Below are 26,219 nucleotides of genomic sequence, written 5' to 3'. Positions count from 1 at the left end.
GATTGAATGCGTCTATTACTCACCATCTGTGCCATGTCCATCTCTGCCGTGGTGTGAGGTGCAGCATGATGAGTTGCAATTGTCATTAAGTCCTTGTTATACGCATCATGTTCTTCCAGCATTCGATAAGCTGTCTTCCATTCAAAGCCACTTTGTTGGAGGAATTGGTGTGTACAGTTCAATTACCATTGTACTCAACAGATGTTGCCAGCTATGTACTGAATTCTGATGCGCCTGTTCATGCTCTATGACAAACGGATCACCCGCTCCCATGCTATAAAAAAGACTGGATTGAGGCGTATCCGCAAAGTTCCCGTACCTTTCCATCCCCGGCTCATAATGGACCCCCAGAAAATGACACAGCTTCTCGATCTCCAACGTTGGATTAGCTACGAATTGTTCATACATAAGCGGGTATGCAAGTGGAAGAGGTGTGGCAAACAGGCGAGAATGGTTTTGCAAAATAGCGGTTAGCAGCGAGCTTCCACTTCGAGGGACACTCAATAGAAATACGAGCTTTCCGCCTTGCTTGTCAATCAAGCACACTCCTCCTCTACCTCTGCTCAGAGATGTTTTAATAGATACACATCGTATTTTTATTATAATTTATGATACATAATGTATCTTGTCAATCCCTTTAATGGATAATTTCTGTGCTGCATGTTCATGTTAAACCTTATGTAGATGTAGAAGTGCAGTCAGTTGTCTGTAAATTGATGTTGCTGCATGTTAGCCAAAAGGAGCTTAGCACTATGGGACGAGCTGTTAAAGGTACGATTACGATCGAAGGTCATGAAATTGCGATCACAAACCCGGATAAACCGCTGTGGCCCGAAGCGGGTGTAACTAAGGCGCTATATCTTCGCAAGCTTGCGGTATTGGCCCCCTTCCTGCTCAAATATTGCCATCAGCGTCTATTGACTGTCATCCGTTGGCCACATGGGATTCACGGGGATTTTTTTTATCAGAAAAATGCCCCACAGCCGCGGCCAGACTACATTGAAACCGCTCTGCATGACGGCATTGAGTATATCGTGCTCGGCAAGCTGCCCCAGCTACTCTGGCTCGGTAATCAAGCTGCATTGGAATTTCACCCCTCTCTGCACCTAGCAGGAAGCCAACTGCCTTGTGAATGGATGATTGATCTTGATCCATCCAGAGAGGTCGAGCCACGTATTATGGAGGCCGCCTCCATTGTAGGCGAAGTTTTGGCTTCGCTTGGGTTGGACTCGGTCCCCAAAACCTCCGGGGCCACAGGTGTACAAATTATCGTTCCAATCCGTACAGGCGTAACCTTTGACGAGCTGCGCAGCATTGGCCTGTTGGTTGGCCAATTTGTGACGGAAAAGCACCCGCATCTGTTCACTCTGGAACGATTAAAGAAGGATCGCGGAACAGCCATCTATTTTGATTATCTGCAGCATTATCAGGGAAAAACCCTAGCTGCTCCATATACTCCACGGGCACGTCCCGGCGCTACGGTCTCCACTCCGCTAACCTGGGAGGAGGTACGGCAGGATGTGTCGCCACTTGACTACCATTTGCTGAATATTGAGGAACGGTTAAACCAGGTAGGCGACTTGATCGCTAAGGTCCCTCCCCAGCCGATCGAAAATATCCTTCAGCATATGCGCACCAAGGCTTCCCCCACCTGATCCATGCTTGGAAGCATAAAAAAGGGGACGAACCCCGCAGCCATAGGCTGAGAAATTGTCCCCTTGCGCTAGTGTATTCCTTTTTTCTTAAAGCGTCCGCCCTTCACATCGTGAATGTTACCGATCGCAACGAAGGCGTGCGGGTCCCAATCTTCAACAATGCTCTTCAGCTTCGCTTCCTCCAGTCGGGTTATGACGACGAAAATCACTTTCTTGCTCTCGCCTGTAAAGCCGCCTTCCCCTTCCAGATAAGTTACTCCCCGTCCAAGACGGTCCGTCAGGGCATCTCCGATATCACGGTATTTCTCACTAATAATCCAGACCGATTTGGACTGATCCAGACCCTCAATCGTAATATCAATCATTTTCATAGCAATATAATAAGCAATCATGGAATACAGGGCATTCGGCCAACCGAACACAAAACCTGCACTTCCCAGAATGAAAATATTCACAAACAGTACGATCTCACCGACCGAAAAGGGAGTCTTCTCACTGACGAGAATAGCCACAATCTCCGTGCCATCCAGCGAGCCGCCGGATCGAATCACAAGACCCACCCCAACGCCAAGAATGACACCCCCAAAGATCGCGCCGAGCAGCGGTTCCCCTGGAGTCAATGCACTTACATTGTGAAGTAACGCAGTTCCGATGGACATAACAACAATGCCGAATAATGTGGATAAAGCGAAGGTTTTACCGATTTGTTTGTAACCGATAAGTAAAAATGGAAGGTTCAACAGGGTCAGGAAAATACCGAGCGGATAACCAGTAATCTTGGAGGCCATAATGGAAATACCTGTAACACCTCCGTCAATAACGCCATTAGGAACCAGGAATATTTCCAGTCCCACAGCCATCAGCGCTGCACCAACCACGATCATGGCTGCACGCTGGAATAAGCGTTTTACTTTGTTCTTTGGATTAGCTGGAATTTTGCTGATCTTGGTCAACTCTCCGGTTACATCTGTGATCTCAGACAGATTTTGGACTTCCTTGCTCACTACACTCATATATAAATCCCCCCGTTACAGTATGGTATATTAGACCGAAAAAGGGGCTGCTCCCCGCAGTCCCCTCTCCTTTACGGCGCTTAGTTATACGAATAGTATATCATAAAACTGTGATTTTGCGCAAAAAAGTTAGTAAAGAGCACATAAATCACAATAAAGAGGGATTATATTGATAAAAACGGCGAAAATCGCCTTTAAAGGAGAGGAGAGAGCATGCGAGTTAGAATTTCAGCTAACTTTTGAGATCGAGGACGTCTGCGAAACACATTCAATTCTATTTTTGAAGAGTTGGAAATGTCCTCTACAAAATCTGCAGAAAGCCGATCTATCGCCGAAGTGGCAAAAAGTACAGCAGTCAACTCAAAATTATAGAAAAAGCTGCGCATGTCCATATTTGCGGTCCCGACCGAGCCAAGCAAATCATCCACAATCACCACTTTGGCGTGAATAAATCCTTTTCGATATTGGTAGAACTCCACTCCTGCCTCCAGCAATTCTTGTACATAGGACAGTGAGGCCAGATGAACCAGTTTTGAATCTGATTGGTAGGGAATAATAATTTTTACATCGATGCCACTGACGGCCGCCAGCTTCAGCGCCTCATAAATCCCCGGATCGGGAATAAAATACGGCGTCGTTATCCAAATCCGCTGTTTGGCAACCGTGAGCGCTCCAAAGCATAATTCCTGAATCGTATCCCACACCTGATCAGGACCACTGCTCAAAATCTGCACTTCCTCAATCCCTGTGCAGTTATGTGGGGGAAATAAATTCACATCCATCAGCCGCTCTTTTGAAGCCAGTTTCCAGTCGCTAAGAAACACATTTTGCAGAAAATAAACGCCATCTCCTTCAATCTGCAAGTGTGTATCCCTCCAAAATCCCACTTTAGGGTACTTTCCGAGATAATCGTCGCCTACATTGATTCCCCCCACAAATCCGATCGTGCCGTCCACCACCACAATTTTCCTGTGATTACGATAGTTAATCCGGCGATCCAGCGTGGCAAAAAAAGGCGGTAGAAAATAATGAAATTCCACCCCAGCCTCACTACAAGTGCGAATAAATGAATAGGGCAAATTGTAGCTTCCTACCCCATCCACAATGAATCGCACCTTCACTCCCTCACGGGCCTTACGGATCATGACCTCCTGAAATTTCTTTCCGATTTCGTCTGCTCGAAATATGTAAAATTCCACATGAATATGGTGTTGCGCATGCTCCATCGCTGTCAGCATGGCCTCAAAGGTCTCTTCTCCATTCGTCAGCACACGAGTGCGGTTGCAGCCAGTCAACGGGTTTTCCGACATACGAATTAACTGATTAAACAGACGCTCCTGATGCTTGAAATGGGGATTGTGCATTTGCTCTACATTTTCAATCACCCTGGTTTGTGCCCACAGACGTTCACGGAATTCACGAAATAGCTGTGATCCTGCTTTACGAACCACTTTACGCTTCTGGTAATCCTGTGCGACAAAATAGTACACCACAAAACCAATGAGCGGGAAACAAAATAAAATAAAGAGCCAGGCTACCGCCTTGGACGGCTTGCGAAATTCGAATAGCAGAATCGTCCCGGTCTGAAAAATAAAAACAATTAAAACCAACAGCAACCACAGCATGTCTAAGCCTCCTTATATATCTACGTTTTATACAAAGCTCCAATTTTTTTGACATGTTTGCCTTTTAAACTGAATAGATAGTAACCAAGCACTATAGGAGCGATGTCCGGAAAGGAGCGATTATGAAAAAAGGAAGCCTAAATCGCCGGATGACCCTGCTTGTCATTCGGGATGCACAGCAACCACCCAAGCAGCTACAATGCTCCACAGCCGCTGTCATTCTCGTCCCGACCCTTGTGATCGCATCAATCTCTACGCTCGTGATCGGGCTGCAAATCCGTTCTTCCCATATTATTTCCCAAATGGAAACCAATCTTGCTGTTCAGAGTTTGCAGATGGAGGTCACGGTAGCAGACAAAGACGCAGCTATTGGGCGGCTGCGACAAGAAGTCATGGAGCTGACGAATCAAGCCACCAGTATTCGCGAACGTCTCCAGCGCGTAACAGAGCTGGAACAACAAATGCAGCAATTCATTCGTAAATACGGAAATTCCTCCAGCACAAGCAGCCATAAATCAACCATAACTCCGCTCTCCTGGAATGCTTCCGATCATATCGGAGGCGAATTGATCGCAGTGCATGAAAATACAGCCCTTTTAGCCAGCCAGGCCATGGATGACTTTCAGGAAATCGAGGCTCTGCTGGACACCGTGGAACGTACGGTTCCGCGCTCGATTCAACAAGCAAACGCCGTCCAGCAGAACCTGGAGCGCAAACAAGCCGCACAGCTGCTCCAGACCCGCAGACTCGAACTTACTGAACAAGGGAGACCCTCGATTTGGCCTGCGGGTTCGCGGCGCATGACCTCCAGCTTCGGCTATCGCAGCGACCCATTTACAGGTAGGTCCGCTTTTCATTCCGGCGTGGACATTGCCGGTCAATCCGGCGATCCTGTCTATGCGGCAGGAGCAGGCACTGTGCTGGAGGCCGCTTCCAGTGGAGCCCGCGGCAAGTGTATCATCATCCAGCATCCTGACGGACTTCAGAGCTGGTATATGCACCTAAGCGGTATGCAGGTGGCTCCGGGGGACCGTGTTCACAAAGGACAGACCATTGGCCTGCTAGGAAGCACCGGAAGAAGTACAGGACCTCATCTTCATTTTCAGATTGTCAAGCATAACCAACCTGTCGATCCATTACTGTATGTACAATGAGGATTTTGCAAAATACTGACAATAAAGGATTGGAGGCACACGCTTATGTTCAAGGAATCCAAGAAAAAGCTCCCCACCCCAGCTACGGATACACTGCTCGCGCATGGCACCCGCTTTGAAGGTACGATTGTGGCAGAGGCCAATATTCGCATCGACGGTCACTTTCAGGGCGATATCTACAGCACTCATACTGTCGTCATTGGAGAATCTGCGGTTGTACGCTCGGACATCATTGCACGGGACGTCATTCTGGCCGGCAAGGTGTTCGGCAGCATCACCACAGAAGAACGATTGACCATTACACCCACAGGCGAACTGTATGGAAATACGACGACCCCCACGCTGGTCATCTCTGAAGGCGGCATCCTGAACGGCACCAGTCAAATGAACCAAACCACGATGAACCAAGCCATAGAGGCAGAATCGCTGACGGCTACAGAGAAATCGGATGATGAAAACCAATCCAGTTTCAGCCAAGACGAAGAGGACAGCGAAGCCACCCTACAACCTGAAGCAGGCTAGATCGGCTTATACTCCTTTTATATCCAGTACAACCTCCATTCACTCCATAATATCTTCCACTCTGCGTTCCAAAAATAAATGATACACCTTGCGTATGACGATTTTGCCGCACATATATAATGGAATCACCAAAATGATCCCCAAGATCCCGAGCAGGTCGCCACCAACCAGCAATAAAATGACGACAGTCAACGGATGAATATCCAACTGCTTGCCAAAGACAATCGGTGATAACCAATTATCCTGAATTTGCTGGGCAACGATCACCACCACCAGCGACCAGAGCGCCATCGAAGGCGATTCGAGAAATCCAATGATAACCACAGGTATAGAAGCAGCTACTGCCCCCACATAGGGAATAAAATTAAGGAAAATCGAAATAACGGCAAGCAGCAAGGCATAAGGCAAACCAATAATCAAAAATCCAAGGAACATCATCAAGCCCAGTGCGACATTGATCAGCACCCGACTGACGATAAAGCTGCTAAGCGCACTATCGATATCCTCCATCACCTCCAGCGCGTCCTTGTGATATTTTCTAGGAAAGAAATTTAGCATTTTGGGGCCAAACTTGCTCCCTTCCTTCAACATATAGTAGAGCAATATCGGGAAGGTAGCCAATACAATAAAAAAGTAGGATACGAACGATACCAGCTTTACCGAATAATCTGACAGCGCAGAAAAGGCTTCATTTAAGGTATCTGACAGTTGTGACAGCGGGTCTTCACCTGGAGGCAGCACTTGTCTCAAGGATTGATTATGCCGCCACTGGCTCAATTGATCAACCAGACTTTTAATGAGCTTCGGCGCATTCTCAAATAAATTGGTTACCTGATCACGGAGCGTAGGCCACACTCCCCATGAGAAAAGGAATAGCAACACGCCAATGACCAAATAGATCAGCAATATGGAAATCGATCGTTTGATTTTTCTCCGTTCCATAACATCTACGATCGGTCTCAATAAATAATAGAGGAAAAAAGATAGCATCAGCGGTACAATCAGCAGGCTGACCAAGGATACGAGAGGACTGAATATAAAACTTACTTTGGTGCCCAAGTAAATGATGAGCAACAGCATGACGATTCCTGAAGTCAGACGAAAAAAACGATTATTTTGCAGCATATCATGCGCCCCCCTGTTCTGTTTCTCTCTACTTCTTTAAACGCAAACCGACCCTATTGATTGATTCTTGCTGAAAATAGATTACAATATACCCACACTTGCAGAATATGTAGCAAAAATGACATAAATACTGCATGAACAGTGTTAACATATAAAAAAGGAAGTCCAACTGCCTAAGCATTGGACTTCCTTTTTATGATCTCGGCATTTTGCCAAAATCCTCGTATGATTAAATCATTCATTCTAAGAGAAACATGTCTAGGTTGAAACATCCCGTTTTACGAATACCACCCAGGCAACTGCGATAAAAACCACATAATAAGCGGCCAGCACGGCGAGCGAAAAGATTAGATCGGAACTTACTGTACCCGGCGGCATATCCAGATATTTTTTCAGATCCATATGCGTAAAGAGTACGTATTTGGTCCATTCAAAACGATCTGTGCTGAACAAGCCAATCGAGTTATAAATGGTTTTGGTGAACATCATAAACAAGGACAAACCAATCGCCAAGGCGCTGGATCGAAACACTGCGGATAACATAAATGCAAAAGCCATGGTTACGAATAAGGCGATATAGCTATACAAGAAGTTTAGCGTTACGTAAGAGATTGGATCACTGAACAGCGGAACAGAGCCTGCTGGTGTGTCCTTCGATAACATCAGCCAGGAGGATAGCGTAACCATCAAAACCAAAACGATCGTTCCAAGCAAACTGAACAAAATCACCGATATATACTTGGACAACAAAATTTTGCTGCGAGTCCAAGGTCGGATGAGCAGCAGCTTAATCGTCCCCCATGTAAATTCGCCAGCCACTGAATCAGCAGCTACAATAACCGTAAACGTCGTATTTAGAAAAAATGTAAACAACGTTGTCAATGCGATGCCATCCCACACACTGACCTGATCGGAAACCAGAGAAATCAGCATTGGAATCACAGCGGTGATGACCGCTAGCAGTCCGAGCATAATCCACGTGCGCACACGCAAGTAGATTTTAAGATTTTCGTTATGTACCAGCTTGAAGAAATCAGCCAATGGACCCGCCTCCCGTCACTTCCAAAAATTGATCTTCCAACGTACGGGCAACCGGGTGAATGGCATACACCTTGACTCCATTTGCAGCCAGCAGACTGTTCATCTCTGCAATCTGCTCCCGCTCCAAGTGCAGCAGTAGTTGATTGCCTTCGATGCGCCCTGCTCCAGCAAGGGTATAAGCTTGCTCGGCATCATTGACTTCAAAAGCAATTTCTGCCGTCTGCAGTTCTCCCTCTGAATTCTTCAACTGCTTGATATCGACCAACCGCCCGCTCTGAATAATAGCCACACGGTCGCACATCAGCTCCATTTCGGACAACAAATGACTTGATACAAATACGGAAATTCCTTCCGAACGGGTCAATTGACGCAAATAATCCCGCAGTTCACGAATACCCTGCGGGTCCAAGCCATTGGTCGGCTCATCCAGCACGAGCAGCTTCGGTCGATGCAAAATTGCCTGAGCTACCCCGAGTCGCTGCCGCATTCCGAGCGAATAGGTTTTGACTTTATCATGAATTCGGTTTCCGAGTCCTACCAGACGAATCGCTTCATCTATACGCTCTTGGATCACCCCGGGAGACATACGTGCAAAATGCTGCAAATTTTGATAGCCTGTCAGAAACTTGTACATTTCCGGGTTCTCAACAATCGCACCAACATGGGAAACAGCCTTTTCAAAATCGGTAATGATGCTGTCTCCACAAATATGAATATCACCCTTGCTGATCGAAATCAGGCCAACCATCATACGAATAGTGGTCGTTTTTCCCGCACCGTTGGGTCCGAGGAAACCAAATACCTGTCCGGCCGGAACCTCCAGTGTCAGATTGTCCACGATCGCTTTTGAGGAAATGATTTTACTCACACCCTCCATACGTATTACGGGAACCTGTCCTGCCGCTTGCTGCATGCTATGAAACTCCTTCCACCCGGAGTGAAGCTGTTATTCTTTTTACTGTACATTTCCGGTTTTGGAAGTATTGTACCATATTTATCCTATCAGAAACACCTTCGGGGGCATCTTATTATGGCTGTTCCTTTTCCTTGTATATCCAAAGCACCCTCCACTCCTCATCTTCCTGCGTCACATAACAAGGCTGCACAATATCAAAAGTGCCAAAGCGAGTCTTGTAATGTTGAGTGACCGTAATACGGTAGACCTTACCTAGCTCTTCTCCATTCGAATCAGTACGAATATCGTACTCAGCCTGCGGTTCCCCCAGTTCAAACGTAAACGTATCCGTCCCCATATCCTGCATAAAAACGTGCGCACGCTGTTGTACATACGTGGACTTCTCGAATTTTTTCTTCATTTGTGAATGAAAAAGCTCCCATGAGCCGCCAAAATTCCCCGATTGCTCCATCGTGTAGAACTCATTCAGCACTTTTACGGCTTGATTCCCTTCCCCCGTAGACATCATCCCACGCAGACCCATCCACAGCAGCCATAGCAACCCACATATGCTTGCAAAATACAGCAACTTACGGACGAACGCCGAAGCTGCTCTCCTTCTAAGCAGCATACATGCCCCTCCCTCTGTCGGACTGTACCGAATACTCTACAGATGTATGTGGGACAAGAGGAGTTTAGAAGAGAACAACGGGTCTCCCCTGAGGGACACCCGCCTGCTACGATCCTGCCTAAGGCGATGGGGCAGTTGTGAGCAAGTGCTTCTCCAATATTCCATGGATGCGTTGGCGTTCCGGCTCATCTACGATGTAATAATACACGCCGTTGATTTTGCTCCCATGTCCCTTGATCTCAACGGTATCCGTCTGCTTAAGAGAAGGGCCGATCTGGGTCAGAAAGGTTTTCATATCGTCAAAGCTAATGTCTGTGCGAATCTGTTTCCCTGCTGCCTCCAGGATCGGTTTTACTCGCAACAGCCCTTCTTCGCTGATGGATTGGGCCAGAATTTGCTTGAGCAGCTCTCGCTGGCGGGCGTTCCTTCCGAGATCCCCACGCGGATCATCAAATCGCATACGGGCATAGGCCAATGCTTCAGTTCCGTTCAAGTTCAAATTCCCCTGCGCAAAATGATGCCCCTCATACTGAAAATCAAGCGGATTGTAAACCTCGACTCCCCCCACAAGGTCCACCATTTTCGCAAACCCTTCCATATTCATTTGTACATAGTAATCTATCGAATGGTTCAAAAAATGCTCTACCGTACGGATCGACATATCCACGCCTCCGAAAGCAAACGCGTGATTGATTTTGTCATCACGCCCTCTACCCATCAACTCTGTTCGCGTATCGCGTGGAATGTTGAACATCAACATCGAACCCTTGGCGGGATTCACAGATAGAACGATCATCGTATCGGATCGACCTGGATCGTGCGGCCGCCGATCTACACCCAGCACCAGCACGGTGAACGGCTTGAACTGGGAGATGGCTGCCGGATTGGGTGTACTCGCTCCAGTGTCTGTACCCACGGAGCGCCCCACTCCGCCCGTTGCAAGGCTAGAGACGGCTCCGGGCTGCACGATGCTGCGCGGATGATACATCGCATTCGCCGCTGTTTTAAAGGAATGATACACATAGGTGGTATAGGCGGCCCCTCCTACCACCAATAACGCCACGGCGCCCAACGTCACCTTCAGCCATCGTTTCATACGCAGCCTCCCTTTACGGATTCACTACAGACTGATGACGATCTATATCCAGATTGTTCATCTGTGGTCTACCAACAGAATAGTATGCAAAGGAAGTTTGTCTGATTTGTTCTTCCCTATACACATTGCGCCCGTCAATCATAATGGGATACTTCATCAGCTCGTTCAGTTCACCCAATCCGACCTCACCAAACTCCTCCCATTCTGTCAGAAGACACAATGCATCGCACCCTACCGCTGCTTCTCGCGCACTATCGGTCCACTGTATTTCCGGGCTGTCCAGCAATCGCCGGAAGTTAGCGGTAGCGATCGGGTCATATGCACGAATGTGCGCCCCTGCCTCCAGCAGCGACTGCATGATATCCATCGCCGGAGCGTCTCTTACGTCATCTGTATTCGGTTTAAAGGCCAGCCCCCATATGCCAATCGTAGCTCCTTCCAGCTCACCCAGTGCCTCTTTCAGCTTGCGGATCACGTTAAAACGTTGTCCCTGATTCACCTCTACTACGGATTTCAGCAGCTTAAATTCATAATCTACGTTGCCTGCAATTTGAATTAAAGCCTGTGTATCCTTGGGAAAACACGAACCCCCATAGCCAATACCAGCGGACAAAAAGGAGGAACCGATCCGTTGGTCCAGCCCCATACCGTGGGCCACGCGTGTAACGTCTGCCCCTACCTTTTCACAAATATTAGCAATCTCATTGATAAACGAAATTTTGGTCGCCAAAAAAGCGTTCGACGCATACTTGATCATCTCGGCCGAACGGATATCCGTGGTTAAGATATTCGTTGTCAGCGGCTCATGCAGAGTAGTTAGCACCGCCGCCACATGCGGATCAGAAGCTCCAATGACGATCCGATCTGGCTGTAGAGTGTCTATCACTGCCGAGCCTTCTCGTAAAAATTCAGGAACCGAAGCGATGCCAAAAGGATAGTTCGTGCGACTCGCCATCCAGTTTTGAATACGCTCGTTCGTTCCGACAGGCACCGTGCTTTTGGTGACAATGATCTTGTAGCCATTCATGGCATCTGCCACCTCGCACGCTGCTTCTTCAATATAGGACAGGTTGGCTTCTCCACTCGGCAATGAAGGCGTGCCTACCGCCAAAATAACAATATCAGCTGCTTGCACCGAGGCCGCGATATCTGTTGTAAAGCTCAGCCGCCCCTGCTCCACATTATCTTTAATTAGAGCCTTTAAGCCTGGTTCATAAATCGGTACCCCGCCTGCACGTAACTGCCGAATTTTATCTTCATTCTGGTCGATACAGACGACGGTATTTCCAAGCGCGGCAAAACAGACCCCTGACACCAGTCCAACATATCCGGCACCTACCACACATAGCTTCAAAAACAATTCCCCCTTTTACATGCTGTCTCATTGCATCGTACTTTTGCTCCGCTTTACTTCTCTATGCCTCTCCCTGTATGCCGATTATGATAGAGCGTGAGCCTTTTATTATGCCGATAGGATTTGAGAAAACGATAGATATACATTGGATTGTTATACGCATATCTCTTCCACAAACGTTTTGGCTCACAGAGCAGACGGTAAAGCCATTCCAGTCCCAGCCTTTGTACCGTTAGCGGCGGTCTGCGAACCTTGCCTGTAATATAGTCAAAGGCTGCCCCTACTCCGATCATCACGCCTCGGATACGATCTTTGTTGCGATGCATCCAGATTTCCTGCTTTGGGCAGCCCAGACTAACGAATATGATATGCGCACCTGAGGCATTGATTTCCTCAACGATCCGCTTCTCCTCAGCTGGCTGAAGTTCACGAAATGGCGGTGAAAAGCTGCCCGCGATACGAATTCCAGGATAATCCTGCCCTATCCTGTCTTTTAAGCTATCCAGCGTATCTGGCGTACTGCCGTAAAAGTATACGCTCACCCCCATTTGTGGCGCACGTTCGCACAACTTCAGCATCAAACTGGGACCATCCACCCGATCCTGACGCTCAAACCCGTACAGCTTGAGCGCCCATACCAGTGGCATACCGTCTGGAGTACACAAATCAGCCTGAGTGAGCGCTTCGTGGAACTCGGGCTGATTCCCGGCCGTGACAATGGAATGGGTGTTGCAAATACATACATAGCTGTCCTTTCGTCCGACTGCCCATTGTTCCAGCGTATGTACCGTCTCCTGAAATGTCAGTGCTGCAACATCTGTGCTCGCAATCCTTCCGACTCTATACTGGGGCGGCTGCTTCATTGTCACATTCCTCCATGACCTCGCTATATATCGCCAACAGTTGCTTCACATTCACTTCTTCCGTGTAATGTGCGGCATAGTTTTCCGCCACCTTCTGCCGCATAGCTGTATAGTTCTCATAGGCAACTGCATGGCGAATCACGGTCTTTATATTTTCCAGATCGTCATGTTGAAAATGGAAACCCGTCACCCCGTCCTTCACGACTTCCTCCAGTGCGCCGATTCGGCTGCACAATACTGGCGTTCCTACGGAATAGGACTCTACAATCGTCATCGGAAAACCTTCATACCAAATGGAAGGCACCATGACATACATGGCCCGGCTCATAAAATTCAACACCGTGTCTCCATCCTGCTTGCCGAGAAACTGAATATCTTCCTGCGGATAAGCTGCAGCCAGTTCAGCCTTTTCCGGACCATCCCCAATGATGAGTAGCCTCAATCCGTCTCGATTTTCCAGCTGTGACCAGGCCTGCAGCAAATTGCGAACCCCCTTTTCAGCGGAAATCCGCCCCACGAACAACAAATAACGATCATTAGGATCATACTTGGCTTTCACCGTTTGATGATGGATAAAATTCGGTTTCACTGCGATGCGGTCCAGCGGAAGGCCGCTTTCGGCAAATTTGTCCCGTGCAAACTGCGTCAGCGCAATATAGCGGCTTACCTTGTGCTGCCATGTGCCGATCAGCTCGTTGAACTTAATCATCGCCGCCACCGGAATCGTCTGCAGCTGCGAGCCTCGGTAACATCCATGACGGATGGAATGCAGCAGCGAGCCGTGCAAGCATTTTTCACAAACCTCATTCCCTCGCATAAAGGTTGCCGCCGGACAAATCAGCCTGTAATTATGCAGGGTCTGGACCACCGGAATCCCCAGCCGTTCACAGGCATGATAGACCGAAGGGGATATAACTGGGAAAAAATTGTGCACATGTACCACATCCGGTTTCACCCGCAAAAGCAGCTCTTTGATCCTTTTGAATTCCGGGAAGGACCATGTCGCCTCCACCGCCAGCTTGGCCATGTTGGCCAACCCTTTGCTTTTAATGCTGTCGTTATGCACATAATAATGCTCCGTCTCTATTCCTCTGGAACGCAGCATAGCCGATTCCTGCTCGACAACCTTGTCTTCTCCCCCACTTTGCTGATAAAAGTTATGGATGATCAGTACTTTGCTTACAGGCGGGGTCATTCGTCTGCTAACCTGTTGACTCACGTGGCTGCCCCTCTTTCCTGTGTTGATTGCATAACGTGATTGGAACTCATAGGTTGAGCCCGTTGCTGGCTTACGATATCATCCGCAATCCGATCCCACGACATCCGCTCGATCGTAAGGAATGCTTGTTCGGCCAAGCTTCGTCTAAGCTCAGCATTCTCCAGCAGCGTGCCTATGCGACCTGCCCATTCCTCTTCCGAAAAACTTCTCAGCATCACTCCGCTTACCCCATCCTCAATCAAGGTAACCGAGCCACCGTTCACCGAGGAAATAATCGGAACGCGGAACAGCATACTTTCCAGCAGCACCATACCAAAAATATCGTATTGCGTCGGAAACAGCATCACATCTGCCGCTCCGTAGATCTGCCACAGATGACGTTGCTCCACTCTTGGAAAATGTATAATGCTATCCGTCAACCCCAGTTGCTGGGCATATGCCCAATAGCGATCCGTATCTACTTTCCGTCCATTCCCAACCATTAACAAAAGGCAGGCAGGATGCCTTTGGAGTACTCTTTTGAACGTATTCAGCATAAAACGTATATTTCTTCGTTCCTCCAGTACACCGACATACAGTAGCACCGGGCGATCTCCGATCCGACGCAGCTCATTCGCAACTTCACGGTTTTCCTCGCGCGCTCCACTGTTGTCGTCACTGTTGAATCCTTTCTCTACATTGCTGCGATCCAGTCCGACTCCGATCGTTATTACGTTGTTAAAGCCTTTATTCTCCAGATAGCGCTTGGCCAGATCGGATTTAACATAGGTTCGGCGTAGAGACTTTGTCACCTTAGGCAGCAGCATAGCATCGTACAGTTTGCGGATCAGCGCATGCGTGTTATCCCGGTATGGTCCGTGATATAGCGCCAGCTTGTCGGGGCATTTGCGGGAAAGCAGATAGGTCATAATCTGGTTGTATTCTGTAGTAATGACCAGGTCATAAGCTTTCAGAAAAGAATCTTTGAGAACATCTCTGTAGATGCTGTTGCTTAAAAACTTGAACCCGTGCAGCCAGATAATACGCAAGGTGCATCCTTCGTGCTGGTAAATCTGTTCCAGATGGGTCTCCTTACGATCGTTGTAGTAAACAATATCGCAATCGAAGCCTTTACGGACGAGCGCTTTACCCAAGCCAACTTCCTGCAAATTGTATGAGGCTCCATTCACCTTGCTGGCAAAGTTGCGAAGATACAATATTTTTGGAATCATCATCAGTACTCCTGCCATTTCATATTGGGTGAATTATGGGAGGCGGAGGGTTCAGAGGCCGCTGCGCACTCCATTTGATCTTCCGATCGCTGTTGCAGTGGGATTCCAGGGTATATAAAACATTACGAGGTAGGAATTCCACTGCAAAGGCAGACGCTAGCGCTTCTTCAGATTCAAATGGACCGCTCCGCTACTGACCGCCGTTTCCATAAAGTCACCCCATCTTAAAAAAGGGAATGCAGGCATAAAGTGCCGTGGGATTCCGCCCTCTATAGGGCTTATTCAAACCAAAGAATCCCACGTCAACAGCGATCGGAAGATCAAACCCGTCCCGCAGCGGACTGCCATCCACATTAACCGCTCCAAGATCAAACCCTGCCCGAAGCGGCCTTCCCCCTCCAACTTGAATGGTCCCCCTGCCGCTGTCTTTCCTCCATCATCTGCATATTAAAATGGTCTGCCCCTTTAAGCTGAGCGGCTGCCATACCCGCTACCAAGGTCACGCTTGATTCCATCGGCACAAAGCGATATTTGTAGGCTGTAAGCCGATGATCCGTTTCGTGAAATAAAATGTCCTGGGCATAATTGCCCCATCGGTCCTTAGGCATCAGATCGATCGTCATACCTGCATGTGCAGAAGGCAGCAGCATATTGGAGCCATGAATGCCGATGACTAATCGGCTGGCTGCGTATATTTCGCATACCCGCAGCTCACTTTCCCGGTCGAAGCGTGATACACGCTCGTCAGAAATCCATGCCGGGAAGCTCCCTGTGCGCCCGAGTCCCGCAACAGTAAAACGATGATCAGGGAAGCTTTCTCTCAGCCTGCGGAACAGCCTGATGATTTTGCTCCGTTGATGGTAAATTAGCGGTTTCAGTCCACGTTTGAGTTGTGGAAACTTTTGCACCGCTCTGGCCATATGATGGCTGCCGCTCCACAAGCGGTCTTCTCTCCATACAAAGGTAATACGTGGATTCGGTTCACGTTCCTCGTCATAACGCGCAACACCTGTAAATTGCTCAATTTCAAACTGGTTGGGATGTGAATATGCCGGACTGATGTACACCTCATCAAAACGCATCAATTCCTCAATCATCCGATGATGCAGCATAGGATAAAAGTTTCGTGCCTTGCTGAACGGTACATCAACCGTCCAAATCTCAGATACATATGCTGGCACCATCCACTCCAGCGACTTTTGCACAATAACGATGATCCCTAATTCCGGCGATTGCTCATATTCGCGCTGAACATTCAGCAGCTTGAGCAATGCATGGCCATACAAATAATCTATAGTGTTGACAATGATTACACGCGAAGAAGCTTTCTTTTTATGCACGGTCATACCGACTGCTAAATCATAGGAAGGATTCATCAACGATTGCCGCAAAGGCTCTCCGAGCCATTTTCTTGACTTCGCATCACCGGTCAGGGTATAGTCAGGCATTTCTACACGATAAGGTGAATACGTCGCATGACCCACCCTCATGTCCTCAAGGTATTCACGTCCGCAACCCTCACATTTAGTACTGACACATACGTGGATTCCCTGCCACAGCACCTCTCCACCATGTAACGTACCTCCACAATGCGGGCACTGTTCCTCATGCCGAACAAACGGTTTAATCGGTATCATGATTGTTCTCTCCAACTTTCGGTACTGTAATATGAACATGCCAGAAGGTCAGAATGGACTTCATCATCCAACCCAAATTGGCTTTGACTTCCTTAAACAACAAATCCATTAGAAATACAGATATCGTAAAGGACAAAATCGTCGCCACTAAGGACCCTCGAACCCCAAGCCATGGGATCAGCGCGTAATTGAAGGCGATATTCGTAACCGCACCAATTACCGAGGTCAGCAGCGTGTATTTGAACAAATTTTCGTTGGTGATAAACAAGCTTTTGGCGACACTAAAGTTGGTGAAAAATAGACGAATCGCAAACAGTGACAGCAGCGAGCCTGCTTCAGTGAACTCTCTCCCATACAGCACAACTACTACCCATTGGGATAGAAAAAATAAGGGAACTGAAGTCACAAGAAAGCATATAAACATCAGCCGATACACGTTAGACAACGTCCGTCTGTATTCATCGCTTCCTGTTTGCTTGGAACGCGTTACCACTGGAGCATAGGCTGTTGTTAGAACGACCGGGATAAAGCCCAGCACCTCGATGAGTCGGAGTGCAACGGAGTATTGCCCGACCGCTTCGTTTCCCAACATTTCACCGATAATGACCTGATCGATCCGTGCCTGCACATACACAGCGGAGGAGGACAAAATAAGCGGCCAGCTGTGATCCATGATTCGCCGAGCAGTCGTGAAGCGGAACGTCCACTTGTTCACACGCCGTCCTTCCTTATGGAAGAAATACAGCAGCAGCAAGCTCCCCAGCAGAAACTCTCCATGAGCACACAACGCCACTGTCCAGATTGGAGTACCGGACAACAGTAAAACGATTTTTGCGGTGGAACCGAGGACAAAGGCGGTATTCTTGGCAACAACCGTATATTTGGACAACATCTGCGCACGGAACCAGTAGTCGATAATATCAAACAACTGAAATACCGAGGCTGTAGCCAGAATCAGATTGATTAACCGTACTGAACTGTCTTCCGGTCTGAGCAGTGAAATAAAGGAATAGGACAGTACAATGGCTACCAAAGTACCTAACAACTTCAGCAGAACCGCTGTCCCCAATAGCTCGTGCTCATCCTTGGGATCTTTGACAAGATCGCGTACTAATATTGAATCAAAGCCAAGGGTCGTGAAAATTAGAAACATTCCGAAAAAGGATTCCGCATAATTCCATTTTCCCAGTTCCTCTGGTCCTAACACCCTCGCCATGATAATGCTGACTGCCAGCCCGAACACCATGCGGATCATTTTGTCACCGAACAGCCAGGATGTATTCACCAATAAGCTTCTGCGCGGTTTGACACGTTTCTTGACTAATGTCATAGGTTCTACTCCATCTTGAAAAATGACCTCAAACACAGCTTTATAACCTGTTGATCTGTTAATGCAGCTGAAATCGTGTACAACGAAGAGACCCCCCAGCCAGCGGGTGGCCTCTTTCACCTCTTACACGACGACGGAAGTTTCGACTGCAGCCTGCCTTTTTACACGTTCCAAGTCTGCATCCACCATCATACGAACAAGCTGCTCGAAGCCGACTTCCAATCGCCAGCCTAGCTTTTCTTTCGCCTTGGCACAATCGCCAAGCAATAGATCTACCTCTGCCGGTCGAACAAATTGCGGGTCAATAACAACGTAATCCTCATAATTTAAACCTACATGGGAAAAAGCAATTTGCAGCAGTTCCCGCACAGAATGCATTTCTCCCGTTGAAATGACATAATCATCTGGTCGGTCCTGCTGAAGCATCAGCCACATCGCCTTGACATAATCCCCTGCAAATCCCCAGTCTCGCAGTGAATCCAAATTGCCCATACGCAGCTCCTGCTGCAATCCCAGCTTGATACGAGCTACTGCATCTGACACTTTGCGTGTTACAAACTCCAGCCCTCGGCGGGGCGATTCGTGGTTGAACAAAATACCGGAGCAAGCAAACATATCAAAGCTTTCGCGGTAATTGACTGTAATCCAATGGCCGTACACTTTGGCGACACCATAAGGACTGCGTGGGTAAAACGGGGTCGTTTCTGTCTGCGGTGTCTCCAGTACTTTACCGAACATCTCGCTGCTTGACGCCTGATAAAAGCGTGCTTCCGGTTTGGCAATCCGAACCGCCTCCAGCATATTGGTGACAGATAACGCTGTAATTTGCCCTGTAGCCAAGGGCTGCGGCCATGAAGCCGCTACAAAGGATTGAGCGGCCAAGTTGTAGACCTCATCTGGGTCGGACTGACGGACGGCTTCGATCAGCGAAGCCAGATCAGTCATATCACCGGAAAGCCAGTGAATTTCATTTTGAATATGCGATACATTTTCAAAGTTCGGTGTGCTGGTTCGTCTGCGCATCCCATACACCTCATAATCCTTGGACAGCAGAAACTCAGCCAGATAAGACCCGTCTTGCCCGGTAATCCCTGTGATCAGCGCTTTTTTCATCCCAATTCCCCCACCGTTAATTATTGTTCAACCAGATCTAGACCTTGAAACGTCTGGTACACGGACCTTAATCCTTCTTCTAGTGAAATACGCGCCGACCAGCCCAGCCCGGAAAGCCGGGATACATCCACCAACTTGCGCGGCGTTCCGTCAGGAACGGATGTATTAAAGGTAATTTCGCCCTCATAGCCAACTACATTCTTGACTCGTTCAGCCAGCTCACGAATCGAAATATCATCACCCACACCAATATTGACAATCTCATTTCCCTCATAGCTATTCATCAGGAAAAGACAGGCATCAGCCAAATCATCTGAATGAAGAAATTCCCGGCGAGGCGTACCGGAGCCCCATACTTCTACCGTCGGAGAGTGCTTCAGCTTAGCCTCATGAAACTTGCGAATCAGCGCAGGCAGTACATGAGAGGTTTGAAGATCAAAATTGTCGCCCGGTCCATATAGATTCGTTGGCATCACGGAAATATAACGGGTTCCGTACTGACGGTTGTAGGACTGACACATTTTAATTCCGGCAATTTTAGCAATCGCATAGGCCTCGTTGGTAGGCTCTAGCTCACCCGTAAGCAGATATTCCTCGCGCAATGGCTGCGGAGCAAATTTGGGATAAATACAGGTCGAGCCGAGGAATAACAGCTTGCTTACATTCGCCCGGTATGCCGCGTCAATCACATTGGTTTGTATAAGCAGATTGTCACGGATAAAATCAGCCGGATATTCGTTATTTGCCAAAATTCCGCCCACCTTGGCCGCTGCTAGAAATACATAATCCACGGGCTCTGTTTCAAAAAAATGATCTACGGCCTCTTTATCACGCAGATCCAGCTCACGGCTTGTGCGAGTAATAATATGACGATATCCCGCCTTCTGAAGCGCGCGGACAATCGCGGAACCTACCAGCCCATTGTGCCCTGCCACATAGATGTTGGAATGAAGCTCCATCCTTCTCTCCTACCCCTCTTTGTTAAATTGACTTTAATATGCATCTTTGGAGCCCAACAGCACACGAAATGTTTTCAGCATGATGATCATATCCGTGCGGAAACTGCGTCTAGATATGTACTCCAAATCCAGTTCAACCATCTGGTCAAAGCTTAGATGATTGCGACCACTGATCTGCCATAGTCCAGTGCAGCCCGGTGTAACTGTCAGACGTAGCTTATCCCTCATGGTGTAATCATGGACTTCTCTTGGCAGAGGGGGTCTGGGTCCTACAAGGCTCATATGTCCACGCAGTACATTGAAGAGTTGCGGTAGTTCGTCGATACTCGTTCTGCGAAGAAAGCGGCCGACACGGGTAATGCGGGGATCGTCCCGCATTTTGAACATTGCACCCTCAATTTCATTTTCCTCCAGCAGTGCAGACAATCTGGCTTCGGCATCAGACACCATGGAACGAAATTTGATCATACGAAACGGCCGCTCATGTTTGCCAATACGTATTTGATAAAATAATGCACTCCCCTTGGGGTCCTCCAGCTTAATCAACAAAATGACGAGTAGAAATACCGGGCACAGTACGATAATTCCAATAAAAGACAATATAATATCCATACTTCGCTTTACGAGCGGATATATGCTCCATCCTTGTCGTCGTTCAAGCCCATGAGCGACCGAATATACATCCACTGACGCGCCCAACGCTTCGGCCTCGTTCGAGCGGGAAGAAGACACGTCTCATCACCTCGCTCCTCATTGATAAATATTATTTATACATTGTTAAAAGAATTTTATATATTCTTATTTCCTTCGATTTATTCATGTCAGATTGCGTTCCTCCATACCACGATCGGTGCGGCGCTTCACGTTATTGAGCACTACACCCAAAATGCGCGCCTTTACTCTTTCCAAATTTGCCTTCGCTTTCTTAACAACATCCTTTTTGACCTTCCCTGCCTGCACTACCAAAATGACACCATCACACATGGCGCTTACAATGAGACCATCCGGAAAAGACAGCAGTGGGGGCGTATCCATCAAAATCACGTCATAATGTTCTTTTAGGTCAACTAGTAGAGCCTTCATTCTACGGGAACTAAGCATCTCGGACGGGTTGGGTGGATTCGGCCCAGCTGTGATTGCATGCAGATGATCAATCTCGGTTTCCTGAACCACCTCCTGCCATGGCTGTTGATTGGCAAGTACCCGTGTCAGTCCCGTATGATTGCGCAAACCAAACATATGATGCAAAGAGGATCGACGCAGATCCATATCCATAACCAGCACTTTTTTCCCCTCTTGTGCATAGGTTACAGCCAAATTGCTAATCGTGACTGTTCTGCCTTCACCCGCCTGAGCAGAAGCCACCATCATCACTTCAATTGGCTCGTCTACAGAAGAAAACTGGATGTTAGTGCGAAGCATGCGGTATTCCTCCGAAACGGAAGACTGAGCATGTAAGGATGTAACAAGCTGATTATTGATTAATCGCGGCATATTGTCCCTCACCTATCTGTTTAGGAGTTGTAGTAGAGCTGTCAGAGCGTCTATCCTCTTTTTTCATTTTTGAAATCAGGGATAAGGTAGGCAGACCGAGCTCTTTTTCAACATCCTCCTCATTCTTAAATGTATCATCCAATACCTCCAGCAAAAACGCCAAGCCTATTCCCAACAATAAAGAAATGGCAAAAGCAATAAAAATCTGTATAGCGGGATTATTGTTCACAGGAACTGCTGGATCATTCAAACTGGCTTCGCTTAGGATGGTGACATTGTCCATTTTCATGATAGAGGGGATTTGCCGTTTGAATACTTTGGCTACCGCATTGACGGTTTTCACAGCCTTTGTATACGACAAGTCGCGAACTGTAACATCCATGACCTGTGAATCACCTGCGGTGTTCACTCTCAATTTTTGCGCCAAAGCTGACGGAGTAACCTTAAGATCGGGGAAGCTGGCGACCACCTGATCCATAATCGCCGAGGAGATCATAATTTGCTTATAGGAGTTCGTTAAGGCTATGTTGGTTTGCACTACACTGTAATCGACAACACCTGCACGATCCGGCCGTGGCGTCTGGTTAATAATGAGCTTTGCAGTAGCTTCATAAACCTGCGGGGTAAAATATACATTTTTTATGCCTACTACAGTACACACCAGCAGTACAATACTGCCAATCAACCACATTCTTTTGCGGATCAAACGGATGTACTCTTTCAACTGCACAAGACCAGTCCTCCCTGCTTGACTTGTTTTCGATGGAATAACGCTTGTACTGATCCTCTGCATGACGGGAAAAGAACGATGCATGACCCTCTAATCTATAGTAAAATGTTGTATAATAGCGCATAGAAGGTCTAGCCAGCGAATACGCACGAAATGCTCAATCATCGGTGGCCTCTTAGGGTATATAAATGAAGATACAAGTGAAAACTATGAAATACAGATACATTATGTAACTACATAATCAATTTATGATACAAATTGTATCTTGTCAAGCGTAAAATTGCCCTTTTTACCTTTCTTAACCTTGCCTTCAGGAGGAAAAACAGATGAATTATGGAACCCGCATCGCTGAATTACGAGAACATAAGGGATTAAAACAAGAGGAATTAGCGCAATCCCTCGGAATTACGCGGGCGGCTCTTTCTCACTATGAAAAAAATAGACGCAAACCAGACTTTGAGACCCTGACCAAGCTCGCTGATATTTTCGGGGTAACCATCGATTATTTGGTGGGACGTACGAGCCAGCCGACAGCCATATTAGATTCAGATGTGAGGGAATTTGTGGATCAGCTTGAACTGTCCGACGAGGATATCCTGCAACGTTTTAACCTGACGATTGACGGACGCACCTTGACTGAGGAAGAAGCCAAGCGCTTTATCGCATTTGTTCGAATGGAACGAATGATGGAAAAATGAAAGCGCTGCTGCTCGATGTTTGGATCAAGTAGGACCAGCAACTGAAATTTACATGCGCTTGTCCTTCCGGCACTTGATGTCATCTACATCGTCATTCAGCCATTCCGATGTCGTGATCCCACATTGGAGCAAAATGTTCCGGATGTCCAAGTGGATAGCCGCTTTGCCTGCTTTCCGTGCGTTGTTTCGAATAAGAGGGCTATTCTCCCCTAATTCTGTTTCCTTATTCATTCAGCATTAACCTCACTTTATTATTCTTGGTCACCGGAAAGAAATTCCTTACAAACCATGTATGTATAGTCATGAACAAAACTATTATATATGAATACATAGCTGCAATGTTGTCGTCTTATGACGAGAATATAAAAGGATTTTCTTATTTTTTTCTCCATTATACGTAAAGTATTGGCAATTCAGAACGATTTGCAAATAAAAAAGAACCTGCCAGGTCCTATTTTCTCCTGATAGGTTCTTTTTTGCTTTCTATTGAATTGATGTCAGGTATTCATTAGGTAAGGTCCTATATGCATTCTGGTGTGATTAAGCAACCTCGGCTGCCTGGGAAACCTGAGTTCCCCCGGTCGCTCGGACTTTGTAGAAGTAATGACTTCCGTCTTTTACTGTGCGGTCCGTATACGTGCTTCCTGCTACTTGCGATGCAATTACCTGGTAGGCACCGTCTGTCTGGTCGGCACGCAGCACATCATAGGAAGTTACGCCTTCTGCTTGAAGCCAATTAATCTTCACCGCTCCATCTTGAATAGAGGCGGCTTTGACCTCTGTTGGAGCAGAGGCTGCGGCCTGATCTGTGCTTTTTAATTCCAAAATATATTGTACCGATTCGCCAGGCCCCAGCTTTTCTTCAAAATCAAGGGCAGGCGATGCCTTGAGCCCTGATATGGAACGCTGCGCCTGACTGTAGGTAGAACCCGCTCCAAAACGTTCCCCCGTGTACAAGCCGGCTTTTGGCATCGTCACCCGTGCACGAACGGTCTGCGTGGTGGATTCGAAATTGACTAGATTCACCAGCAATTTGTTCGAGGTAGCGCCGCTGCCTACCAGCGGTTTAAGCTTGGATGTATCGACCGCGCGAACATAAACCATCTTATCCTTGGTTTCCTCTGGATTCAGTATGGTATAAGTCAGCGGTTTGCCATGCGTGGCATAAGCTAGACTTAAGCGTCTCATGATCTTAACGCGGGTGTCCTGCCCTTGCCCAAACGGATAGATTTCCGTGTTAGCCGGATTGTGGCTTTGCAGATCAAAGCCTGTTTTAAACAGCGTGTAATCCTTATAAAAAGCTGCATGCTGGATGAACATATCAGCAAACCCGATTTGCGAGCGCATAATCCGATCGAATGCGGCTGCTTGTGGCTGACTGGCCCCGTAATCAGGGTTATCTCGATGCGTATCGTTAGTGCCGAACTCCGTATTTAGCATTTTTTTCGCTAGTCCGTCGCTTGAGCCACCAAAGGTTTTCAAATTTTGAACGAAGCTGCCCCCGCCCTCTTCATTATACGATTCACCATAGGCGTGTCCGTTGGTCAGGTCGGTGACTTCTTCCAGCTGTTTACGCTGCGCAGGGTCCCGTTCCCATCCATCCGGATCACCACATTTTTGTGTCCCTCCGGTTTGATTTTTACACGCCTTGGTAGAGTATGTCGGCCAGTAGGCCCAACCCGGCGCTACGGTTTTGAGATGCGGTGCCAATTGTTTGCCTTCCGTATTCAACCACTTAGCCACAGCCAGATCTACTGCCTTGGAGCGGTTAAACAAGCCAGGTTCGTTATCTACTTCATAATACTGAAGGTATGAGCCGTATTTTTTTACATAATCACGCAACTTTTGCTTAGCCGTCTCTGGCAGAGTCCCGTCTTTTTGCAGCTTAATATCACCTGTGTATAGATACAAAGCAGACGACTGCATATTATACTGCTTTAATGTTTGATAGTAATCATCCACGTCTGTGCATGCCTTGCCCACATTACTGGCACAGGTGACCCTCATGACGTTGCCGCTATAGGCAATTCCCAGCCATTTGAGAACGTATGGCAGATGCTTAACTGCACCCTGATCATAATAAAATTCTTTATTGTTCACATTCGTACCGGTCAGTATATATTTACCATGTACCGGTTCAGTCGCAGGGGAAGCTAACGTCTCCAAGCTCAAGTCATCCCAAGTCCACCACACATTTTTATCTTCTGCAGAGGAGCAGTATAGGCAGCGCGCTGTCTTTAGCTTGAGTACGTTAACACCGCTTTGCAATTGTTCTTTGGGGATATACAGCTCGTAGTTATTTTTGAAATTATAGGTACTTCCGGTGCCGGATACCCCGGCAATCTGAATAATTCCGGACAGCTGATGATTTGAAAAAACAGCCATCTGCGGTACAGCTTTGCCCGCATCCAAAATCCGGACGCGGAATATCATACCATTGGGAGGAATCTGATTCAGCTTATACTGGAGTGTCAGTTCTGGATTCGTGGATGCATTCAATCCGGGAGGAACATCTCCACTGCTGAGCAATACCGGAACTGTTGTACTCTCTGCTGCCGACATCGCCGAAAATGTTGCTTTAGCGGATGATTCGGTAGAAGCTGCTGCTGCAGAAATATCGATATTATCCCTACCGACCACTCCTTTAAATTCCGCTGAAGAGTCATCCCTCTGACCCAGCTTCCATACTGGACTGGCCGCCGCTACCTTATCTGTCTGCAATTCTGCACTTTTTGAAGGCGGATATATAAACCAAACGATCATGGCTAGAGCTGCGATACCCAGTAGTCCGGATAATACGACCGCATACCTATGGGTCATCCATTTTTTCATCATATGATACACCCTCTCTCCT

The 26,219-nt window shown here is 47.6% G+C and carries 25 protein-coding genes; 4 read left to right on the top strand and 21 right to left on the bottom strand.

Going from position 1 to position 26,219, the window contains the following annotated elements:
- Positions 1 to 141: 141 nt before the first annotated feature.
- Positions 142 to 540 (bottom strand): sulfotransferase, encoded by a 399-nt coding sequence (locus FKV70_RS26325; RefSeq protein WP_244310611.1) that lies wholly within the window; start codon positions 538 to 540, stop codon positions 142 to 144.
- 212 nt (positions 541 to 752) lie between these two features.
- On the opposite strand from FKV70_RS26325, the gene ligD reads away from it, so the two are divergent.
- Positions 753 to 1,655: a non-homologous end-joining DNA ligase gene (ligD, locus tag FKV70_RS01835; RefSeq protein ID WP_063207819.1), complete on the top strand. Its 903-nt coding sequence runs from the start codon at positions 753 to 755 to the stop codon at positions 1,653 to 1,655.
- 68 nt (positions 1,656 to 1,723) lie between these two features.
- Here the strand turns inward: ligD and FKV70_RS01830 are convergent, their stop codons facing one another.
- Together FKV70_RS01830 and cls are read right to left on the bottom strand one after the other, a co-directional pair.
- Entirely contained in the window at positions 1,724 to 2,668 is a 945-nt protein-coding gene (locus tag FKV70_RS01830) for a YitT family protein (protein WP_081276708.1), read from the bottom strand.
- A 194-nt stretch (positions 2,669 to 2,862) separates the two neighbouring features.
- Entirely contained in the window at positions 2,863 to 4,293 is a 1,431-nt protein-coding gene (cls, locus tag FKV70_RS01825; RefSeq protein ID WP_142611659.1) for a cardiolipin synthase, read from the bottom strand.
- A gap of 122 nt (positions 4,294 to 4,415) precedes the next feature.
- Between cls and FKV70_RS01820 the strand changes: the two genes are divergently transcribed.
- Together FKV70_RS01820 and FKV70_RS01815 are read left to right on the top strand one after the other, a co-directional pair.
- Positions 4,416 to 5,447: a M23 family metallopeptidase gene (locus FKV70_RS01820; RefSeq protein WP_142611658.1), complete on the top strand. Its 1,032-nt coding sequence runs from the start codon at positions 4,416 to 4,418 to the stop codon at positions 5,445 to 5,447.
- A 45-nt stretch (positions 5,448 to 5,492) separates the two neighbouring features.
- The gene (locus FKV70_RS01815) at positions 5,493 to 5,969 is read left to right on the top strand and encodes a bactofilin family protein (protein ID WP_142611657.1); all 477 of its coding nucleotides are present in this window, start codon (positions 5,493 to 5,495) and stop codon (positions 5,967 to 5,969) included.
- 39 nt (positions 5,970 to 6,008) lie between these two features.
- On the opposite strand, the gene FKV70_RS01810 is transcribed toward FKV70_RS01815, so the two are convergent.
- The 16 genes from FKV70_RS01810 to FKV70_RS01735 form a co-directional block, all read right to left on the bottom strand.
- The gene (locus FKV70_RS01810) at positions 6,009 to 7,094 is read right to left on the bottom strand and encodes an AI-2E family transporter (protein WP_064795448.1); all 1,086 of its coding nucleotides are present in this window, start codon (positions 7,092 to 7,094) and stop codon (positions 6,009 to 6,011) included.
- Between the two features lie 258 nt (positions 7,095 to 7,352).
- Positions 7,353 to 8,135, bottom strand: coding sequence for an ABC transporter permease (locus tag FKV70_RS01805; protein WP_064795449.1), 783 nt, complete (start codon positions 8,133 to 8,135; stop codon positions 7,353 to 7,355).
- A complete protein-coding gene (locus tag FKV70_RS01800; RefSeq protein WP_142611656.1) occupies positions 8,128 to 9,048 on the bottom strand; it encodes an ABC transporter ATP-binding protein in 921 nt (306 codons plus the stop codon). The genes FKV70_RS01805 and FKV70_RS01800 overlap by 8 nt, the downstream gene beginning before the upstream one ends.
- Positions 9,049 to 9,163: 115 nt before the next feature.
- A complete protein-coding gene (locus FKV70_RS01795; RefSeq protein WP_142611655.1) occupies positions 9,164 to 9,661 on the bottom strand; it encodes a hypothetical protein in 498 nt (165 codons plus the stop codon).
- Between the two features lie 118 nt (positions 9,662 to 9,779).
- A complete protein-coding gene (locus tag FKV70_RS01790) occupies positions 9,780 to 10,757 on the bottom strand; it encodes an LCP family glycopolymer transferase (protein WP_142611654.1) in 978 nt (325 codons plus the stop codon).
- A 13-nt stretch (positions 10,758 to 10,770) separates the two neighbouring features.
- Positions 10,771 to 12,111: a UDP-glucose dehydrogenase family protein gene (locus FKV70_RS01785; RefSeq protein WP_142611653.1), complete on the bottom strand. Its 1,341-nt coding sequence runs from the start codon at positions 12,109 to 12,111 to the stop codon at positions 10,771 to 10,773.
- Positions 12,112 to 12,164: 53 nt separating this feature from the next.
- Positions 12,165 to 12,974 carry a WecB/TagA/CpsF family glycosyltransferase gene (locus tag FKV70_RS01780; protein WP_142611652.1) on the bottom strand — a complete coding sequence of 270 codons (810 nt, stop codon included), beginning with the start codon at positions 12,972 to 12,974 and terminating at the stop codon, positions 12,165 to 12,167.
- On the bottom strand, positions 12,952 to 14,193 hold the full coding sequence (locus FKV70_RS01775; RefSeq protein WP_142611651.1) for a glycosyltransferase family 4 protein: 1,242 nt from the start codon (positions 14,191 to 14,193) through the stop codon (positions 12,952 to 12,954). Before FKV70_RS01775 ends, FKV70_RS01780 begins: the two co-directional genes overlap by 23 nt.
- Entirely contained in the window at positions 14,190 to 15,404 is a 1,215-nt protein-coding gene (locus tag FKV70_RS01770; RefSeq protein WP_142611650.1) for a glycosyltransferase family 4 protein, read from the bottom strand. The genes FKV70_RS01775 and FKV70_RS01770 overlap by 4 nt, the downstream gene beginning before the upstream one ends.
- Before the next feature lie 368 nt (positions 15,405 to 15,772).
- Positions 15,773 to 17,041 (bottom strand): hypothetical protein, encoded by a 1,269-nt coding sequence (locus tag FKV70_RS01765; protein WP_142611649.1) that lies wholly within the window; start codon positions 17,039 to 17,041, stop codon positions 15,773 to 15,775.
- Positions 17,028 to 18,371, bottom strand: a complete 1,344-nt coding sequence (locus FKV70_RS01760) for a flippase (protein WP_142611648.1) — start codon at positions 18,369 to 18,371, stop codon at positions 17,028 to 17,030. Before FKV70_RS01760 ends, FKV70_RS01765 begins: the two co-directional genes overlap by 14 nt.
- Before the next feature lie 123 nt (positions 18,372 to 18,494).
- Complete coding sequence (gmd, locus tag FKV70_RS01755) at positions 18,495 to 19,484, bottom strand: GDP-mannose 4,6-dehydratase (RefSeq protein WP_142611647.1); 990 nt, start codon at positions 19,482 to 19,484, stop codon at positions 18,495 to 18,497.
- Between the two features lie 20 nt (positions 19,485 to 19,504).
- Positions 19,505 to 20,443, bottom strand: coding sequence for a GDP-L-fucose synthase (fcl, locus tag FKV70_RS01750; RefSeq protein WP_142611646.1), 939 nt, complete (start codon positions 20,441 to 20,443; stop codon positions 19,505 to 19,507).
- Between the two features lie 33 nt (positions 20,444 to 20,476).
- On the bottom strand, positions 20,477 to 21,175 hold the full coding sequence (locus tag FKV70_RS01745; protein ID WP_063207767.1) for a sugar transferase: 699 nt from the start codon (positions 21,173 to 21,175) through the stop codon (positions 20,477 to 20,479).
- A gap of 84 nt (positions 21,176 to 21,259) precedes the next feature.
- The gene (locus tag FKV70_RS01740; protein ID WP_142611645.1) at positions 21,260 to 21,937 is read right to left on the bottom strand and encodes a CpsD/CapB family tyrosine-protein kinase; all 678 of its coding nucleotides are present in this window, start codon (positions 21,935 to 21,937) and stop codon (positions 21,260 to 21,262) included.
- Positions 21,918 to 22,667 carry a YveK family protein gene (locus FKV70_RS01735; protein WP_142611644.1) on the bottom strand — a complete coding sequence of 250 codons (750 nt, stop codon included), beginning with the start codon at positions 22,665 to 22,667 and terminating at the stop codon, positions 21,918 to 21,920. The genes FKV70_RS01740 and FKV70_RS01735 overlap by 20 nt, the downstream gene beginning before the upstream one ends.
- 326 nt (positions 22,668 to 22,993) lie before the next feature.
- Here FKV70_RS01735 and FKV70_RS01730 point away from each other — a divergent pair, with 326 nt between their 5' ends.
- A complete protein-coding gene (locus tag FKV70_RS01730) occupies positions 22,994 to 23,365 on the top strand; it encodes a helix-turn-helix domain-containing protein (RefSeq protein WP_063207759.1) in 372 nt (123 codons plus the stop codon).
- A gap of 48 nt (positions 23,366 to 23,413) precedes the next feature.
- On the opposite strand, the gene FKV70_RS01725 is transcribed toward FKV70_RS01730, so the two are convergent.
- Together FKV70_RS01725 and FKV70_RS01720 are read right to left on the bottom strand one after the other, a co-directional pair.
- Positions 23,414 to 23,596 carry a hypothetical protein gene (locus FKV70_RS01725; RefSeq protein ID WP_142611643.1) on the bottom strand — a complete coding sequence of 61 codons (183 nt, stop codon included), beginning with the start codon at positions 23,594 to 23,596 and terminating at the stop codon, positions 23,414 to 23,416.
- A gap of 309 nt (positions 23,597 to 23,905) precedes the next feature.
- On the bottom strand, positions 23,906 to 26,200 hold the full coding sequence (locus FKV70_RS01720; protein ID WP_142611642.1) for a hypothetical protein: 2,295 nt from the start codon (positions 26,198 to 26,200) through the stop codon (positions 23,906 to 23,908).
- Positions 26,201 to 26,219: the final 19 nt, after the last annotated feature.

The organism is Paenibacillus ottowii (assembly GCF_006874425.1).
GTDB classification, from domain to species: Bacteria; Bacillota; Bacilli; order Paenibacillales; family Paenibacillaceae; genus Paenibacillus; species Paenibacillus ottowii.
This window is presented reverse-complemented; position numbering and strand designations above follow the sequence as displayed.